Source organism: Streptomyces sp. NPDC030814 (assembly GCF_055572155.1).
Genome location: NZ_JBVIDX010000004.1, coordinates 22,863 through 41,035 on the forward strand (window position 1 = coordinate 22,863; position 18,173 = coordinate 41,035).

At 68.5% G+C, this 18,173-nt stretch carries 12 protein-coding genes and 2 pseudogenes; 6 read left to right on the forward strand and 8 right to left on the reverse strand.

Annotation, left to right across the window (positions count from 1 at the left end):
• Positions 1-383: 383 nt before the first annotated feature.
• The 5 genes and pseudogenes from ACZ43N_RS10385 to ACZ43N_RS10405 form a co-directional block, all read right to left on the reverse strand.
• Positions 384-536, reverse strand: a complete 153-nt coding sequence (locus ACZ43N_RS10385; protein WP_468097063.1) for an LAETG motif-containing sortase-dependent surface protein — start codon at positions 534-536, stop codon at positions 384-386.
• A 5-nt stretch (positions 537-541) separates the two neighbouring features.
• On the reverse strand, positions 542-1,708 hold the full coding sequence (locus ACZ43N_RS10390) for a PQQ-dependent sugar dehydrogenase (RefSeq protein WP_468096511.1): 1,167 nt from the start codon (positions 1,706-1,708) through the stop codon (positions 542-544).
• Between the two features lie 517 nt (positions 1,709-2,225).
• A pseudogene (locus ACZ43N_RS10395) lies at positions 2,226-2,363 on the reverse strand (tyrosine-type recombinase/integrase); the annotation flags it as partial.
• Between the two features lie 12 nt (positions 2,364-2,375).
• Positions 2,376-3,323 (reverse strand): CU044_5270 family protein, encoded by a 948-nt coding sequence (locus tag ACZ43N_RS10400; protein ID WP_468096513.1) that lies wholly within the window; start codon positions 3,321-3,323, stop codon positions 2,376-2,378.
• Position 3,324: 1 nt separating this feature from the next.
• Positions 3,325-3,918, reverse strand: a complete 594-nt coding sequence (locus ACZ43N_RS10405) for an RNA polymerase sigma factor (RefSeq protein WP_468096515.1) — start codon at positions 3,916-3,918, stop codon at positions 3,325-3,327.
• A 644-nt stretch (positions 3,919-4,562) separates the two neighbouring features.
• Here ACZ43N_RS10405 and ACZ43N_RS10410 point away from each other — a divergent pair.
• Positions 4,563-5,327, forward strand: coding sequence for a hypothetical protein (locus ACZ43N_RS10410; protein WP_468096517.1), 765 nt, complete (start codon positions 4,563-4,565; stop codon positions 5,325-5,327).
• A gap of 528 nt (positions 5,328-5,855) precedes the next feature.
• On the forward strand, positions 5,856-6,341 hold the full coding sequence (locus ACZ43N_RS10415; RefSeq protein WP_468096519.1) for a DUF4265 domain-containing protein: 486 nt from the start codon (positions 5,856-5,858) through the stop codon (positions 6,339-6,341).
• Between the two features lie 521 nt (positions 6,342-6,862).
• On the opposite strand, the gene ACZ43N_RS10420 is transcribed toward ACZ43N_RS10415, so the two are convergent.
• The 3 genes from ACZ43N_RS10420 to ACZ43N_RS10430 form a co-directional block, all read right to left on the reverse strand.
• Complete coding sequence (locus ACZ43N_RS10420; RefSeq protein WP_468096521.1) at positions 6,863-7,543, reverse strand: esterase/lipase family protein; 681 nt, start codon at positions 7,541-7,543, stop codon at positions 6,863-6,865.
• A gap of 283 nt (positions 7,544-7,826) precedes the next feature.
• A complete protein-coding gene (locus ACZ43N_RS10425) occupies positions 7,827-10,313 on the reverse strand; it encodes a phospholipase D-like domain-containing protein (protein ID WP_468096523.1) in 2,487 nt (828 codons plus the stop codon).
• 672 nt (positions 10,314-10,985) lie between these two features.
• Positions 10,986-12,239, reverse strand: coding sequence for a PucR family transcriptional regulator (locus ACZ43N_RS10430; protein WP_468096524.1), 1,254 nt, complete (start codon positions 12,237-12,239; stop codon positions 10,986-10,988).
• 353 nt (positions 12,240-12,592) lie between these two features.
• Here ACZ43N_RS10430 and ACZ43N_RS10435 point away from each other — a divergent pair, with 353 nt between their 5' ends.
• The 4 genes and pseudogenes from ACZ43N_RS10435 to ACZ43N_RS10450 all read left to right on the forward strand — a co-directional run.
• Positions 12,593-13,438 (forward strand): DUF4394 domain-containing protein, encoded by an 846-nt coding sequence (locus ACZ43N_RS10435; RefSeq protein WP_468096526.1) that lies wholly within the window; start codon positions 12,593-12,595, stop codon positions 13,436-13,438.
• A 579-nt stretch (positions 13,439-14,017) separates the two neighbouring features.
• Positions 14,018-15,913: a PA domain-containing protein gene (locus ACZ43N_RS10440; RefSeq protein WP_468096528.1), complete on the forward strand. Its 1,896-nt coding sequence runs from the start codon at positions 14,018-14,020 to the stop codon at positions 15,911-15,913.
• Positions 15,914-16,310: 397 nt separating this feature from the next.
• The gene (locus ACZ43N_RS10445; RefSeq protein WP_468096530.1) at positions 16,311-17,807 is read left to right on the forward strand and encodes a vanadium-dependent haloperoxidase; all 1,497 of its coding nucleotides are present in this window, start codon (positions 16,311-16,313) and stop codon (positions 17,805-17,807) included.
• Positions 17,808-17,947: 140 nt separating this feature from the next.
• Positions 17,948-18,173, forward strand: a pseudogene (locus ACZ43N_RS10450) (hypothetical protein); the annotation flags it as partial.

Consider the following 18,173-nt stretch of genomic DNA (forward strand, 5'->3'; position numbering starts at 1 on the left):
CTTCGTCGGGCCGAGGACTTATCCCGTCGGCGCCGGCCATCGCCGCCGTCGGTGCGGGCGCCGACAGAGGCGGCCTTGGCGAAGGGGATGATCGCGCTGACAGATGACGGCGGGGAAACCGAGTCGCATCCTCGTACCGCCGGCTGAGAGACCTCGCGAAGGCGTGGACCGCGTCACCTCAGCGGCCCGTCTGTTCAGGACGACCCGGCCGGTGGCGCCGTCCACCTCCGTCAGCAACTGACGCTTCGCGTCTGTGAGTTCGCGGGGCACGGGCCCCGGGGTGGCTGGGGGGCTGCACTCCGGCCGTCCGTAGCCAAGCAGAGCAGGTCGCCCGCGGCACTGCGGGCGGCCTGCTCTGCTCGAGTGGGGTCACTGACTGATCGTCACCTCTCCTCGCTCGTGAGGCGCCTGTGCGCGCAGTAGACCGCGGCGGCACCGACCGCCGTGACCGCGAGACCGGCACCCGCGAGGACGGGAATGCTGCTCGACGCGCCAGTCTCGGCGATCCCGGAGGTGATCCAGCCGACCTGGGTGATTCCGGCTACTCGGCGGCTTCTTCATCCGTCGGTCGTTCCGCCGGGTCGATGCGGGAGACGCTGCCGCGCAGGTCGAGTACGTACAGCTCGCCATTGCCTCCCTGCACGAACGAGACGACCCGGCCGCCGTCGACTCCGAGGTTGCTCACGCCGGTCACCTCGCCGTTCTCCATCCGCAGAGCACGGACGGTGCCGTCGCAGTAGTCGCTGAACACGTACTGGCCCTTGAGGTCCGGGATCGCCTCGCCTCGGTAGACGTATCCGCCGGTCACCGAGCAGCCAGGCCCGCTGCGGTCGTACTCGTAAATCGGCGGTACGTGGTTCGCGGGCTCCGTGCCGCCCCGGAAGGGATGGTTGCCCTCCATCTGGGACCAGCCGTAGTTCTCGCCACCCTTGCTGGTCGCCGGGGCCCGGTCGATCTCCTCCCAGGCACTCTGGCCGACGTCCCCGATCAGCAGATCGCCCGTACCCGCGTCGAAGGAGAACCGCCACGGGTTGCGCAACCCGTACGCCCAGATCTCGTCCTTCGCGTTCGGGTCGTCCACGAACGGGTTGCCCGGCGGGATCGCGTAGGGCTTGCCGCCGCTCGGGTCGATCCGCAGCAGCTTGCCGAGCAGCGTGCCGAGGTTCTGCCCGTTGCCGTGCGGGTCGCCGGCCGAGCCTCCGTCGCCGAGCGCGACGTAGAGGTAGCCGTCGGGGCCGAACGCGATGTCGCCGCCGTTGTGGTTCGCGTAGGGCTGTGGCTGGGTGAGGACGGTGCGCCGGGTGCCCGGCTGGATCTTGCCGTCCCGCACCGCGAACTCGTCCACGGTGCTGGTGCCTTGGAGGTTCGTGAACGAGATGTAGAAGTGCGCGAACTCCTTGTCGAACGCGATGCCCAGCAGGCCACGTTCGCCGTTGGTGGTGGTCTCGCCGGATATGTCGATGACGGGGTCGCCGAGCCCTTCGTCGCCCAAGACCCTTACCTTGCCCGCGCGTTCGGCTATCCAGACCGTGCCACCGGGACCGGCGGTGCCAGCGGATGGATTCCGGGCCGTTGCCACTTTCTTGAGCACGACCTTTGCTGCCTGGCGTGGGGAGCTGATCTCGTCAGCAGACGCCGTGGTCAAAGCGAGGGAAGCGACGAGGCAGAGGGCGCCGATGACCGCCGAGCTTCTGGTGCGAACTTTCACCGTGATCCTCCTAGAGGCGGCGAACGGGGGGAGAGTCACCCGGCTGCCAGGGGCAGAAACAGGCGGGTGTCGTCCACGCCGGCACGCATACCTGGGGGGTGGGGGGATGGTGCGCTACTGGCCACAGGTGAGGCTACCGGGGCAGGGGTTGTTGAAATAGACCACACTCCGCCACCCCTTTACCTCCTCCGCTCCGCTTCCCGTCGCGGCCTGAGCCTCCCCGTTCCCCGGCACACAGACACTCAACGGTGACGGCGCCAAAGCCGGGCAGGCAGTTCCGAGGGAGGCACGACAGTCGATCCCGGAGCGCAGGGGCGTAATGCGTCGGAGCCCAGTGCACTCGCGAAGGCTCCCCGAGCCGGACCGACGAACCAACAGAGCCAGGCGCCACACTCGTTCGTGCACACGCTCGATCCGCCGTTCTTCGAAGCCGTACCCAATCCGTGCCCGTAAGCCCGTAAGCCCGTAAGAGCGGACAGCCACGGTCAACAGCGGTGTGATCCGACCCGCAGGACCGCGCGCCTGAACGGGTCGAGAGCGTGTGGCCGGTGTGACGAAGGCCGTAGAAGCGGAAGCCGTCCGGGAGGCCGGCGACAGTCCGGGCGCGCCGCCACTCCCGGCCGAAGGAGGTGCGCCGGAAGGGAGCGCCCTTTTCCACCAGGTCGGTTCAGGGCTTCTCGCCGTCCCGGTCGACGAGGGACTGGGTCATCTTCATCTCGCAGAATGTGACCTCGCCCTTCTTGTGCGAGCGCCCGGCCGACGAGCCGTCCTCATACTTCTCCTCGTAGTCGCGCACCGCAACCGACTGGTTCCCCTGGTACTGGAAGGTGTCGGGGTCGAGGAGGTACTCCCGACGCTGAACGGCCTTGCTGCCCAGGTCCGGGTATATGGCGATGGCGTCATGCCCCAGGGGGTCCTTCACCAGGTGCGGGACCACCTCGATCCCAGGGTCCGCGGCCAGGGCCCGGTACAGCTTGGCCATCCCCTGCGGATGCACGGGATAGGCCTCGTCGAGGGTCGCCAGGAGCGCGAAGGTCTCGAGCTGCTCACCCGTCAAGCCGGTGTCCTTGCCCATGGGGAACATGTCCGCCGCCTGCTTCCGGATCTCGGCGGGGTCGTCCGGCAGCGAGGCGAGCAGGCGATACAGCCGCCGCTGCGAGGGCTCGTTGTCGCCGTCCTTGTCGTCCTCCCTCACGGGGCTGTCGTACTGGACCCACTCCTCGCTCACCTCGGGCTTGGCGTCGGGCGCCGCGTCCGACGCTCCGAATTGGCACTGCGCGGTCTTCAGGTAGACCCACTGGCCGTCGCGCGGATGCAGATCCGGCTGCTGCGACACCACTTCCGCCGCCTGCTCCAGGAGTGCCGTCGCGGACGTCAGGTCCGGGCCGGCAGGCTGCACGCCGCGCTCGGGTCCATCGCCACCGACGAGCATGGTCACCAGCACCGCGATGGTGACCACCGTCGCGGCGCCCCCCGCAGCCGTCACGCGCCAGTCCAGCCGCATCCTGCGGGCAGAGCCCTGCTGCGCTGCTCCCAGCAGCTTCTGCCTGCCAGGAACCAGCCGCACCCGGTCCGGCGTGGGCGCATCGGCGCGCAACTCGTGCATCTTGGTCATGTCATCCATGGGTTACCGCCCCGTTGTGGTCGTTTACGAGGGTGGGGTCGGCGCCGAGCGCCGTACGCATCCTGCGCCGCGCCCGGTTCAGCCGGGAGCGGACCGTGCCGACCGGCACCCCGAGGGCGTCGGCACACTCCTGGTAGGTGAAGTCCGCCCAGGCGACCAGCAGCAGCACATGCCGGTCCTTGCCGGGCAAGGCCGCGATCGCCCCGGCCAGCGCCTGCTGCGAGGCCTCGGCCGTCACGCGCTCGTCGGCCCGTTCCGACCAGGACTCGGCCACCGGGTCGACGCCGGTACGGGCCAGCGCCCGCAGCGCCCGCACTTCGGAGCGGCGGTGGCTGCCGATGAGGTTGCTGGCGATGCCGTAGAGCCACGGCCGGGCACTGGCGCGCGCGACGTCGTAGCGGGCGCGGTTGCGGAAGGCGATGAGGAAGGTCTGCGCCGTGATGTCGTCGGCGTGACTGTCGCCCAGCCGGCGCATCACATACCGGTGGATCTCGGCGGCGTGTCTGTCGTAGAGCCTGGCGAATATCTCCGGTTGCTCCAGGGATTCCTGGATGACCAGCGCGTCGTCGGTGGGTGGATCCCCCACGAGGCCCTCGCTTCTTCGTGCAGTAGGAGTGGAGTGCATTCCACCCCCTGTTGTCCGAAGCGGCCAGGAGGGTTCACGCGCAGGGATGCGCCAGTTCGTGTGCCCGGACAGCCCACGTGAGCTAGCACTCCGGATGGAGACACGACAACGTCGCAGGTCGCTATGGTCCTTGGACGGAGAGCACTCACGACCTTGCACGGTTTCCCACCCGGCATCACCGGCAGCGGTGGCATCATGCTTCCGGTGACGTGCAAGATTGCCTGTGTCCGCAGCTGGTGTTCACCTATTCGACCGTGTCTCCGGGATGAACGTGCTGCTCGACGAAATGCCTGTTCCCGCTGAGCAGTTCTCCCGTGCTCCGCGGTACTTGTCCGTCGCGCTGACCAACGCCTGCGAGGGGGATGCCTCCGCAAGCCGCCCTCGGCCCATGCATGGCCCACTGGGGAGGGGTTCCTCCACCGCGAGCCTCCTGGCGGCCGCCGGGATCCCGGGCACCGTACCGACCTCTCGCCTCGCGCAAGGCGGGGACTGTCTGATGCCCCATTGTGATTCGCGGGTGTACAACCCCATGCGGATGCTGGCCGTCTGTAAGGCGCTGGAGGAGTGAGCCTTCGGTGGTTTTCCGTAAGGAGATTGGGGATCAGGTGGGGAAGCGGGTCTGGAGAGTCGTCGTAGCCGGTGGTGCGGCGGCGGCGTTCACGGCCGTGGCTGCAGCGCCGGCCGGGGCGGCCGAGGGTGGGGCCTCGTTCACCCGTGTCCAGGTGAACGGCGGCAGGCCGATTGTGATCGGGGTGTCGAAGGAGGTCGCGGTGCCCGCCTCCTTCCGGATGGCGACCACTCACAAGTGGAAGTGGCCGGCGGTGTTCCTGTACCGGGGTGGCGCGGGTGATCGGCTGTGGCACGCCGTCGAGACGAGCGACTGCATCAAGGTGAGCTCGGGCGTCTGCGACTTCAACGAGACGATGTACTTCGACCCGAGCGTGTGGGACATGCGTAACAGCGAGGCCGGGCTCTGGAAGGTCGGGGCCGAGGTGCACTTCGAGGGCGGCGGCGGTGACACCGACGACAAGGATCTGACGGTCCGCGTCAAGCGCAACTCCCGCCTGTCCGTGAACGCCTCGCCCGAACCGGTGTCCAAGGACAGGACCATCACCGTCACCGGGAAGCTCACGCGGGCCAACTGGGAGACCAGGAAGTACGCCTCCTACGGAGGCCGCCTGGTGAGCCTGCAGTTCAAGCCTGCCGGCACCGCCTCCTACACCACGGTGAAGAAGGTATACGCGAACGGCTCGGGTGATCTGAGGACGACCGTGAAGGCCTCCAAGACGGGTACGTGGCGCTGGGTGTACTACGGGAACACCACCACCGGGCCGTCGACGTCGTCCGGGGACAACATCGTGGTGAAGTGATGTCCGCGGTGCCGGCGGGCTGGTGGGGGCCGAGCCGACGGTAACGGCTACCACGGTAAAACGGTAAAGGCGTAGGGTCCGCCGCGATCGTGGCGGACCCGATGCCTTGCGCCGGCCGACCGCGAGCGAAGAGGTCGCGCCAGGCCCGTGCCGGATGTCCAGGGGACCACGGGGAATACCGGGACACACCGGGGAATACCGGGACACACCGGGAAACACCGGGAAACACCGGGAAATGAAATGGCCTCGCACCAGCCAGGCACCTATACCGCTCAGCAGGTAAGCGTCGGATCACCTCAGTTTCCCGAGCTGAGGGGCTCAGGCACCGTCGTTACGGGGCGGCCGTCCCAGCTTGGCCTGGTCGACGACATGGCAGCGGGGCTGAGGCCGGTGGGGGTGCAGCGAGACACACGCCGCGCATGGTCGGTCGCGCACCCGCCGTCGTGGCTGGCTTTCGCCGGCTTGGGCATAGGTGCCTCCGTTCCCCCAGCTGCGGCAGGCGCGGCAGGACTGTGCATCCTGGGCTCCATGACCAATCCCGAAGGCCGGTACGTGAAGGTGCATTTTCGGCTTGAGATCCAGGACGACTGGCCCCCGGCATCGGTGGAGAGCCTGTGGGCCGTCGACCAGGGCGACGGCACCGCGCGGCTCGACAACATCCCGTGGTTCGTCCGAGGCATCGCGTGCGGGGACGTCGTGGCCACCGAGCCCGACGAGGAGGGCCTGCGCTGGGCCGGCGAGGTGGTACAGCGTTCCGAGAACTGCACCATCCGCCTCATCGTGCTCCGTGACGGCGGCTCTGGAGCCGCACGGCAGAGCGTGCTCAATGCCTTTCACGAACTCGGCGTCTGTGGCGAGGGCATCGAGCGGTTCCGCATGGTCGCCCTGGACGTCCCGCCCACCGCCGATCTCGCCAAGGTGCAGCGGCTCCTCAAGCACGGTGTGGCGAGGGAGTGGTGGGACATGGAAGAGGGCTGCATCACCGCCGAATGGCGGGCCGCATCCGTTGGCTGACGCGGTTCATGGGGCCCATGGCTGGGCCGTCCCTGGGCCTGGGCCGTCCGCGGACGCTCAACAGTGGCCGGCAACAACCACTCCTGCCTGCGGGTTGACCCGCTGGTAGGGGGCTCATTGCTGTGCTTGGCCGGCAGGAGCGGTTGCGCGGCTGCTCGAGGCGGGGCTGAGGGGGCGCGGGAACTGGCTCGTCAGGTGGGGCTACGAGCAGGAAGGCGTCTGGGCCTCCCGCAAACAACCCGACCGAATCCACGTCGGCTCCAGTTCCGATGGCCCTCCCATCCCCGCGGACGCCCCGTCGGACCAAGCCGGGCGCCTTGGAGCGCGGCTGACCGCAGGCGATCCCCGTGCCACCGCCGGGGTTGGAGCGACATGGGGTTCTGCTCCCCCGCGGGTGCCTTGACGTTGGCGTTCGCCCGGCTCCCGGAGGCGCCGCCGCGGGACAGTGACCCGGCGTTCCGCGGAGTGCGCGCTCCCCACCGGGCAGTGTCGGCCCCACTGCCCGGTGATGAGGCGACGCCTCAGCCGTTGACGAAGTCGCGCACCTGCCCGTAGACGGTCGGGTCCGAGCCGATGGCGACGTGAGAGAGACAGGCGGTCTGGGTGTTCGTCGCACCGCTCAGGGAGACACTGCTGTCCGGGTTGATGACGGTGTCGCAGGGCGACCACCAGGTGCCGTAGCGCGGGGTGCCCGGGGTCTCGTCCCCGGAGTTCAGCGAGGTGAGGAAGGTGGACCCAATGCGCATCTCGAAGCACGAGGTATAGCCGCATCCGTTGGCCCAGTCGGTGCCGTGGTTGGGGCCGGCCAGCGAGACCCAGGCGTCGATCCTTCCGCTGCCTCCCAGGTTCTTGGCGTAGTACCGGCTGGACAGCCCGCCCATGGAGTGGGTGACGATGTCGACCTGGGATGCGCCGGTGGCAGCGAGCAGGCGATCCACCTCGGCGGCCAGCTGCTGGGCGGTGGTGGCGTTGGACTGTCGCCAGTCGTAGTTCCACTGGTCCAGGTGGGACGACGGCCAGCCGTCGGCGCGGAAGGCGTCGGCCATGGTGTTCCAGTAGGAGCCGGACGAGCTGTACCCGTGGACGAACAGGACAGGGTGGCTGGAGGGGCCGAAAGTCGATGAACCGGCGGCGTGGACCGGAGCGGCGGACGTGAACGCGAGCAGAGTGCTCACGACGGCGGAAAGCACGTACTTCTTCAACGCGTACCTCGGGTGATCGGCTCTGTGGGGGGAGGCCGGGAGGAGGTTACTCCCCAGTAGGTCAGTAGAGTCAAGAGCCGGGCAGGAATCGAAACGGGGTCGATGACCTGCAGTTTCGCTCCATGTCGTAGCGTTTTTGAGCGTGGCCGTCGCTGACCGGCCCCTCACGGCGCGGCCTGCGACGTCGGCGAAGCCGCCGCCATCGCCCCGGACAGCCCGGCGGCCCGGCCCCCGTCTGAGGGGTAGGGGCCGGGCCGCCGGTCGCGGGTTCGTCGGGCGGCGCCTACTTGTTGGCGAACGCGTCCCGCAGTCGGATGTCGTTGAAGCCGTTCATGTCGTAGTCGTCCGAGTACGTCAGGGACAGCCGGCCGTTCGGCGCGAGCGCCACCGCGGCGCCGCCCTGGCCGCCGCCCGTGACCACGTTCATCCGGAGCACCGGCAGACGTGAGGTCGTGGTGCCGTCGAAGTTGAAGCCACGGGCCCAGACGTCGTCGAGGCCGTCGACGAAGGCCTCCTTCCAGGCCACGACGAAGTCACCGTTGTCGGAGATCGTCACGTCGGGGTCGGCCTGGACGCCGATCGGGCGGTCCGAGGGCACGTAGTCCGGGTCGTCCGTGGTGCTGTTGTCCTCCTCGGTGGCGGGTGCCTCGGCGGCGGTGGGCGCGCCGGCGGCCGAGAACATCCGGTGGTGGACCCGGTCCTTGCGTACAACAGTGCCGGAGCCGGTGGTGTACTCGTCCGCCCAGGTGGCCACCATGCGGCCGTCGCCGGCCTGGGCCACCGCGGGCCTGGTCTGCTGGCCGTCGGTGAGGAAGTTGGCCACCTTGCGCGCGACCGCGGAGCCGCCCGTGGTGTTCAGCTTGGCGAGGCCGATGTTGATGCCGCCGTTGCCGTCCGCGTCCTCCTCCCAGACGATCGCCGCGTTGCCGGCGTCGTCGAGGGCCACGTCCGGGCGCCGGTTGGTGCCGGCGGCGCCGGAGTTGATGGTGCTGACCTGGACGTCCTGGTAGCGCAGGGTGCCGGTGCCGGACCAGCCGCTCGCATAGACCTGGTTCAGGGTGGACCCGTCGGCGGTGGACTCCCAGGCCACGGTGTACGCGCCGTCGTCGGCGACGGCGACCGTCGGCCGCAGCTGGTCACCGGAGCCGGAGGCGTGCGGGCGGGCCAGCGTGGTGACGGTTCCGGCGGGGGTCACCTTGCGCACGGCGATGTCACCGAACTTGTTGCCGTCGTCGTCGGCGGTCCACACGACGATCGCGTTGCCGTTGTCGTCGACGCCCACGTCGGGCTTCTGGTTGGACCAGGTGGTGTTGGTGCCGCTGGTGCTGAGCTTCTTCTCGTCCCACAGCGGCACGCCGTCCTTGTACATGCGGATGTACACGTCGGTGCCGAGCTCGGTGTCCGAGGAGTCGTGACGGTCGCCGTCCTCGTACACGACGGCGGTGTACGTGTCTGTGGTACCGCCGGAGGCGACCGCGCTGTAGTGCTGGTCCCCTTCGGGCTTCACGTTGACGCGCGAGTAGTGCTGGGAGGTGGAGCCGTACACATCGGAGTTGATGTCGTAGGTCCCCTGGCGAACCGCGTTGAAGTTGTCGACGTACGCCTGGTAGATCGTCGGGTCGTCGATCCTCAGCAGGGTCTCGTCGTTGCGCTGCAGCGAGCCCTTGGTCCAGTTGTGGGAGCCGGTGTAGACGTGCCGGACCTGGGTGCCGTCGGTCTTCTTCCACTCGGTGAGCAGGTACTTGGAGTGGGTGGTGCCCCGGTTGCAGCTGGCCTCGTCCGTCCGGTAGCGGCAGCCGCCGGGACGGTTGCCGTAGACGGGGATGTTCAGCCCGGTGAGCTCGTTGACGCCCGCGTTGTCACCGTCCTTGTTGGGGTCGCTGTGCTCGCGGCCGTTGATCTCGATGGTGCAGCCGTCGTTCTGCTTGGCCTCCAGGGCCGTGTAGATCGCGGGCCGTGAGGAGCGCTCGTCGAGTTCGGCGGCGGAGATGCGGATGCGGCCGCTGTTCGCGCAGTCGACCTGATCGATGAAGGACGCGACGATGTCGGCGTTGCCGTAGTGCGTCGCGTCGGAGGCGGTGTTCCGCGGGAAGAAGAAGGCCTCGACCGGGGCGGTGGTGTTGCCCGTGGTGTAGTCGTACGTCGTGTGCAGCGCGTCGCCCGCGTGGTTGACCTGGTCGCGGAAGTGCGCGATGTAACGCCCGGCCAGGGTCGCGTTGTTCGAGACGACCAGCGCGTTGTTCAGCTCGCCGGACTGGGTCCGGTAAAGGTTCTCGGAGCTCTGCCACACCACGTTCGCGCGGCCGTCGCTCAGGGCGGTGAAGACGAGGTACTTGTCGTGGTTGATGGCGGTGGTGTCGTCCGAGCCGTTGCCGAGGCAGCCCTGGGAACACCATGTCCACGAGGAGTTGCCCGTCAGTTCCGCGTCGGTGAACTTCAGGGTGCCGGCCTCGTTCGCCTTCTCCGAGACGATCTTGAGCGTGACGCCGCGGTTCTGGGCGGCGAGCAGCTTCGTCTTGAGGTCCGGAGAGTTGAAGTGGTACATCCCCATGTAGATGGTCGAACCGTTCGCCGCCAAGTCGATCAGCTCGGCCAGGTCGCTCAGGATGGCGTGGTCCAGGGTGGTGCTGCCCGGCTTGGTGTAGTTGAACACCGCCTTGTAGTCACCCGAGGTCACGACGGCCGCCTCGGCCGTGGTGGGAGCGAGGAGCGAGAGCCCCAGGAGGGTCGGGACGGCCAGGCCGCCCGCCAACCGTATTCGTCTGCGCACGTGAACCCTTCTTTGACGTGGCATGTCGGAAACGTGAGCACCTTATGGATCACCAAAGTTTTGATCAACACCGGGGGTGCGGACGGCTCGGAAGCCGCGGTCACGCGCGGATGGCTGTGCAGCGGACGCCGCCGCACTGGCCGTTGAAGGACTATTGCGACATCGGCTGGGCGTGAGCGAAGCGGGGAAGCACCCCTCCTCGAGCGATGAAGTCACGCGACGAACCTGGTGACCCCATCGACCGGGGTGTGCGGCCGCCGTGCGGTGGGCCGCCGACTCGGCCGCCGTCGCCGCGAGCGGCCAGACGGAGCCGACGGTGGCGAAGCGACAGCCGGAGGCCGAAGTCCGGATGCCATGCCCGCCTCCCTCAGGCGCGTCCTGTCTCTTCCCGCGGCACTCGACGAGCCCGGCTTCGCGGCGTCACCGATCGGCAGCGTTGCGGGCCAGGAAGCTGCCGCACCCTGCACCAGCAAGTAACGCGAGCCCCGAGCCTTGAACTCGGCCTCACCGCACCGCACCTCAGCCGAACCACGACAGCACAGGTCGGACAGTACGATGCCCCGCAGGCGCCGCCGTCAGAACCTCATGACGGCGGCCGACGCGCCACCGGGGGCCACGTACCCTCCAGCCGCCCGCCTCGGCACGCATCTCGGCTCTGGATGATCGCCCGGTTCAGTGCCACGCTTCCGACAGGCGCCGCGTGACGACCGAGCTGAAAATGCGCACGCCGCGCGTCGAGCCGGGATCGACGCCGGTGAGCTCCCGCACCCGGCGGAGGCGATAGTCCAGGGTGCGGGGGTGGACGTTGAGGGCTGCCGCCGTGGCGCCGCGGTGCATGTCATGGCGATAGTACGCGTCAAGCGTGACAAGGAGGTCCGGACCGGGCTGCAGGCTCCGATCCACGGCGTGGAGCCATTCGTCGACGAACGGCGCGTCGGCAAGCGCGAGCTCGACGAACACGTCCGACACCGTGTGCGGCCGCAGCCGAGCGGACGCCCGTCGCAGCGGCGCCGCCCTGCTGATCCGCCGGGCCAGGTCGAGGGCGTCGGCAACCTCGGACAGCGGTGAGATGGCCGTGCCGGCGGCGCAGGGGCGACCGAGAGCCTGGGCGAAGTCCCGTACGAGATCGGATACGAGGTCGGGTACGGCGTGCGGCTGTACGGTCTCGGCGGTACTGGGCCCCGGAGACGCCGGGGGTGTGGCGGGATGCAGGGGAATCAGGGCGATCAGCTCACCGCTCCTGCTTCCCTTGCCCGGGCACCACGTGATCGGCGCGTGGTGGGTTTTCACCAGCGACTCGATCTCGCCTTCCAGGTCGCGATCGCCGGCGGGACGGTCCGGGACCCGGATCACCGTCACTGCGCAGCGCTCGGGCAGTTCCATGCGCAGGGCCGAAGCGAGTTCCGCCGATATGGGGTCTCCGTTCAGTAACGACCGGGCCAGCAGGCCGGCCTGCTCGACGTACGGGAGACGGTGTCGCAGCGCCGTGACGAATCCCTGACTGTAGGCACGGATACCGCGTTCTCCCTGCGGGGCGAACCAGCTCATCATCCGCATGAGTTCGTCGACGCCGACGCCACGCTGAGCTTCGGTCGCTTCGTTGATCTCGCGCAGCATGAGTGAGGTGTGCAGTCGCAGGACCCGCTGCCGTGCATCCAGCGACATCCCGGCGGTGGCCCGCGACTCGCCGATCGCCGCGATGTAGCCGAGGTCGTCGTCGCTCAATTCGCTGTTGTCCGGGGACAATTCGACCGTACGGCGGCGCAACCACAACGCGTACTCCAGCGTCTCGGCCCGCGCCCGGGAGTTCGTGTCCAGGAACCCGAACTCCGGAATCTCGCGCGCGTACGCCTCGACCTCCCGGCGCGCGTTGGCCGACGCCTGCCGAGCCAGCTCGGCGAAGAAGCTCCCCATGGGCGCGAGCATGCCGTTCCGGTCGAAGAAGCCGTCAGGGGAAAACCGGACGACATTTATCACTCTGCGCACATCGGAGACGACCGCGTCTGGGGCAGATTGTCACAGTGCGCAAAATCCCTGGATCGGGGCATTCCCAACGCCTGTTCCACTTGTGGAGACGCTGTGAACTGGCCTTAATGGGAACCGCGTACCAGCCCGTGGGGGAACATCACAGCATTCATTCCGGACACCACTCGGGATCAGCGCGGGAATCGGTACGTGAATCTCTCATCTGCGCGCCACTCAATGGTGCTTTTTCAAACGGGAGGGAAACGCCGGTGAAAGCAGGAACGAGAAAGAGAATCGCGGCGGCGGTAGCGGTCATGGCCACGTCGACAGCGCTCATGCTGGGCGCGCCGGGCAGTGGCTCGGCCGCTCCCGCCGCCACTCCCAGCCTGCGCGCGTTCGGGATCACAGGTGACGGCACCCAGATGGCCACGTTCACCACCGACCGGCCGAACGTGCTCGACTGGGTCAGGGACGTCATCGGGCTCAGTGGCGACACGGCTCTGATCGGCATCGACTTCCGGGTGCAGAACGGCCTGATGTACGGCGTCGGCAACAAGGGCGGCATCTACACGATCAAGACCCCGCCGGCCACCGCGGACGTCGTGATCACCAAGGTGTCCCAGCTCCAGTACCCGCTGAACGGCACGAACTTCGGCGTCGACTTCAACCCGGCCGCCGACCGGCTGCGCGTGATCAGCGACAACGGCCAGAACCTGCGGCACAACCTCAACGACCACACGACCATCCAGGACCTGAACCTCACCACCCCGCCGATCGAGGGCACGACCAAGGGCGTCTCCGCGGCCGCCTACACGAACAACGACCTCAACGGGACCACCGGGACCACGCTGTTCGACATCAACACGGCCAGCGACCAGGTCGTCATCCAGTCCCCGGCCAACAACGGCACGCTGGCGCCGACCGGCAGCCTCGGCATCGACGCGCAGATCAACGCGGGCATGGACATCTTCAGCACCCTGTCGGGCGGCAAGACGGTCAGCAACGCCGCCTTCGCCGCTCTCACCGCCCCCGGCGCCAACAGGCCCTCCCTCTACAGCATCAACCTCTTCACCGGCGAGGCCACGCTCGTGTCCGACGCCCTCACGTCCAAGTTCCCCCTGAACATCACGGACCTGGCCATCTCCCTCACCGGCAGCTGAGCCCCTCCCGCAGATCACTTGCTCGCCGCGGCCCGGCTGCTCCCGGGCCGCGGCGAGCCCGAACCGGGGTCCTCGACCCGACGACGTGGAACTCTGCTTCACTGACGCGCTGCACGAGGTGACAGCACGGCTGCAGACAACGCGACGAGCCCAACCCCTGACCGTTTCAGTGCCATCGGCTGTCATGACCTCGGTACTCGGTGTCGCGACCATTGCCCGGAGGTGACGGGTGCGACGGATGAGGCACGTGGTGCGATGGAGTCGGCGACGGCGAAGACCTCGGGCACGGTGCGGGTCGGCTGCTCGGGTACGCCGTAGCGGTCCGCCCCCCGGGCGAGCTATGACCGCCGCCTGCTGCGAGTGCGAGCGTGCTGCTGTCCGTCACCGTACGCTGGGCGTGCACGGGGAGCTTCCGGATCCATCAGACCGCCGAGATGCCGCCCCCGGCACTCCGTCCGAGGTCACGGTGAAGACGATCACGTCAACGCGGCGCCACACCCCTTCCCTCACAGGTCTCGCACAGACTAAGTTGCCCTGGCTGCCCCCCGCGCCTTCTTCACTCTCAGACCAAGGAGAGCCATGGGAAGAGCCATGGGCAGAGCGAGGGTCCGCGTACGTGCCGCGAGTTGTCTCGCGGCGGCGGGCCTCGTCGCCGGTTCCTTCGCCGGCGTCGCCCGAGCACATGACGGTGTCTCCGCCGACGACGGCGGTATCGACAACGCCAAGGCCACACACGATCACCACAGCCAACAGCACGGTGGTGACGAGGGCCATCTCCCCGCCGGCAGTGAGAACGTCCGCCTCGTCAGCAAACTGGGCCTGAAGAACGTCGAACCGGAGAAGATCGCCGACGTCGGCGTCTTCAAGGGGTACGCCTACCTGGCCGCCTGGGGCGGCGCGACCTGCAAGTACAACGGCGTGCACGTGGTGGACATCCGCAAGCCCGCCGCGCCGAAGGAGGTCGCCTTCGTCCAGGCGAAGGAGGGCAGTTACCCCGGCGAGGGCATCCAGACCCTGCACATCGACACCCCGTACTTCAACGGGGACGTGCTGGTCAGCAACAACGAGAAGTGCAAGGACACCGCCGGGTTCGGCGGCATGAACATCTACGACGTCAGCGATCCGGCGCATCCCACCCCGCTCGCGGAGGGCGTGGGCGACAAGACGGTCATGGGCCAGGGCAAGAAGGACGCCAACGAGATCCACAGCGTCTACGCCTGGGACGCGGGCAGCAAGGCGTACGCGGTCATCGTCGACAACGAAGAGGGTCCCGACGTCGACATCGTCGACATCACCAACCCGAAGAAGGCGAAGGTCATCGCCGAGTACGACCTCGACGAAACCTTCCCGCAGATCGTCCAGAACGCCCCCGCCAACCTCACCGAGATCTTCCTGCACGACATGGTCGTCAAGGAGATCGGCGGCCGGCAGATCATGCTCGCCTCCTACTGGGACGGCGGCTACGTCACCCTCGACGTGACCGACCCGACCAAGGCGACCTACCTCGGCGACACCGACTTCGCCGCTCTCGACCCCGAGGCGCTGGAGAGCGGATTCGAGGTGGCGCCCGAAGGCAACGCCCACCAGGCCGAGTTCACCCTGGACAACAAGTACGTCGTCGGCGCCGACGAGGACTTCGGGCCGTACGCGCTCACCGCCCGCAACCTCACCGACGGCACCGGGCTGACGGCGAGCCAGGGCAGCAACACCACGCGCCTGGAGGAGGGCCAGAGCATCACCGGCGACTCGGTCTTCGCGGGCCGGGCCTGTCCCGGCGACCCTGCGGTGCCCGCCGGTGACCCGAACGCCGTGGACGTCGCCGTCGTCGAACGGGGCGTGTGCACCTTCAGCGAGAAGGTCGCGAGCGTCATCGCGGCCGGCGGCTACGACGCGGTGCTCGTCTTCAACCGCACCGGCACGGACGCCTGCGACCAGACGCTCGGCATGAGCGTCGAGGGCGACATCCCCACCTTCGGCGTCGCACCACGCGGCCAGGGCTTCGCCCTCTTCGGGCAGGCCTACGACGACGCGGCCTGCATGGCCGGAACCGGCCCCGCGCAGCTGCCGGTTGCGCTCGGCACCAAGGGCGACCGGCTGACCTTCTCGTCGTACTTCGACGGCTGGGGCTACGCGCACCTCTACCGCAATGAGAGCGGCAAGCTCACCGAGCTGGACACCTACGCCGTTCCCGAGGCGCACGACCCCGCCCACGCGTCGGGCTCCGGCGACCTCTCCATCCATGAGGTGGCCGTCTCGGAGAAGCGGGCCGACCTGCTCTACTTCTCGTACTACGCCGCCGGTCTGCGCGTCGCGAAGATCGTCGACGACGAGATCGTCGAGGTGGGCCGGTACATCGACGAGGGCGGCAACAACTTCTGGGGCGCCCAGGTCTTCGAGTCGGGCGGCAAGGAGTACGTCGCCGCCTCGGACCGCGACCACGGGCTCTACATCTTCGAGTACACAGGAGGAATGTGAGCAGCGGTCCCGATCCGGATCGGGACCAGTGACAACGCGGGGCCGGGCCGATGTGAGCGCGGCCCCGCACGTCGCGCTGTGAACGCCTCGGCATCGTGCGCTCGAGAAGGTCCGGCGGCCTGGACCTTCGACCGGCCAGGTCGGATACGGAGTCCCTTCGCCCGCGCTCATGTCGCCCCGTCACCGCCCTTCTCGCTCCTCCTCACGCCGCATCCCTCGGGAGCTTCACCACCCCGATCGCCGCCAGGCCCCCACAGGGAATCCTGTCCATCATTTGTGCAGATGTCCTCCATTGCCATTTATCAGGCAACGAATCCGGGATACCTGATGTCTCATGAGATGAGTGCGATGTCACGCACAACTCACGGGGACACACGGGGACACACGGGGGATTCGTATGAGTGATCGTCGTTTTGCCGCGCGCGACGCGCGGGTCCGGGCCGCCGAGGCGGAGTTCCAGCGCCATGTACCGGTCCACGCCGCCAACGGGGAGGAGACGGACCACCCCTTCGTCGCTAGCTACTCCAAGGCGCTACCGCACAACAAGTTCGGAGAGGTCGACCCGGCCGCGTACCACCTGCTCCGCCGGGCGCTGGCCACGGGCAGCTACGAGGACTTCGAGCGGATCCCGCTCGCAGACACCCGCAAACTGACCAACCCGCAGGCCGGGCTGGCCTTCGACCCGCAGGGCCCGGACGCCCAGGCGCTGTCCATGCCGCCCGCGCCGCGCATCGACAGTGCGCAGAACTCCGCCGAAGCCGTCGAGCTGTACTGGATGGCGCTGTGCCGTGATGTGCTGTTCACCCGCTTCGGTGACAGCGACCTGGTCGCCGAAGCGGCCGGTGAACTGAGCGGGCTGGCGGACTTCCGGGCGCCGAAGCTGGACGGTCAGGTCACCCCGCAGACCATCTTCCGTGGGGACACCCGGGGGGATCTGGCCGGGCCGTACCTGTCTCAGTTCCTGCTCAAGGACATCCCGTACGGCACGCTGCTGATCGACCAGCGGCAGGACACCCTGGTCCGCCCGGTCGACCATCTGACCACCTGGGGCGACTGGCTGGAGGTGCAGAACGGCTCCGAACCCGAGCCTGACGAGCGGGACTTCGCCACCCGGCGCTACATCCAGACCCCGCGCGACCTGGCGCACTACGTCCACTTCGATGCGCTGTACGAGGCGTACCTCAACGCCGCGCTCATCCTGCTGGGCAACAAAGCGCCCGTGGACGCGGGCAATCCGTACAACTTCTCCCGCAACCAGATCAGTTTCGGGACGTACGGCGGACCGCACATCCTCTCGCTGGTGACCGAGGTGGCCACCCGCGCGCTGAAGGCGGTGTGGTTCCAGAAGTGGTACGTGCACCGGCGGTTGCGCCCGGAGGAGTTCGGCGGCCGGGTCCACCAGCAGCTGCGCGGGCAGCGCGAGTACCCGATCGACTCCGGCGTGCTGGACTCCGTCGCCGTGAAGCGGGTCTTCGAGAAGCACGGCAGCTACCTGCTGCCTCAGGCATTCCCGGAGGGCAGCCCGACCCACCCCTCGTACGGTTCCGGACACGCCACGGTCGCCGGGGCCTGCGTGACCATCCTCAAAGCCTGGTTCGACGAGTCGCACATCCTGGCCGACCCGGTCGTCCCCTCCACGGACGGCACCGCCCTGGAGCCGTACACCGGACCGGACGCCGACCGGCTCACCGTCGGCGGCGAGCTCAACAAGGTCGCCGCCAACATCGCCACCGGCCGCAACATGGCCGGCGTCCACTGGCGCACCGACTACACCCAGGCGGTCCGCCTGGGCGAGGAGATCGCCATCGGTGTCCTGCGCGAGGCCAAGGAGGCCACGCTGGAGGACGCGGCCTTCACTCTCAGCCGCTTCGACGGCACCACCCTCGCCATCTGACCACCTCCGGGCCTGTCGGCCTGGTGCCGCCCGGGTCTCCCGGCGACACCAGGCCGGTCACCGCAGTACGCCGGGGGCGGTGGGCACGTCGGCCGGCTCGGCTCCGGTCGCGGTCGGCGACCAGCACACCGCCCCGCGGCAGACGCGGTCGGGTCGGGCAGTGGCCGAGGAGGGAGCTGCGCCGGGACGCGCTCATCGCGCGCGGCATCGCCGCCGTGGCCCGGCTGATCTACCTCAGCGTGCGGTTCCGCTGGACGTTCGCCGCCGCGACCGTGTCGGCCACGGTGCACGGCGTGCTGCTCGTCATGGGCCTGTTCGCCTGGCTCGGCAAGCCCGTCGACAGCGTCTTCCTGGGGCGGGCGGGCG

Coding starts and splice junctions, on each gene's coding strand:
- ACZ43N_RS10435 (WP_468096526.1), top strand. CDS start 12,593: ATGGCCACGTCGACAGCGCTCATGCTGGGCGCGCCGGGCAGTGGCTCG.
- ACZ43N_RS10415 (WP_468096519.1), top strand. CDS start 5,856: ATGACCAATCCCGAAGGCCGGTACGTGAAGGTGCATTTTCGGCTTGAG.
- ACZ43N_RS10400 (WP_468096513.1), bottom strand. CDS start 3,323: ATGACCAAGATGCACGAGTTGCGCGCCGATGCGCCCACGCCGGACCGG.
- ACZ43N_RS10445 (WP_468096530.1), top strand. CDS start 16,311: ATGAGTGATCGTCGTTTTGCCGCGCGCGACGCGCGGGTCCGGGCCGCC.
- ACZ43N_RS10430 (WP_468096524.1), bottom strand. CDS start 12,239: ATGCTCGCGCCCATGGGGAGCTTCTTCGCCGAGCTGGCTCGGCAGGCG.
- ACZ43N_RS10440 (WP_468096528.1), top strand. CDS start 14,018: ATGGGAAGAGCCATGGGCAGAGCGAGGGTCCGCGTACGTGCCGCGAGT.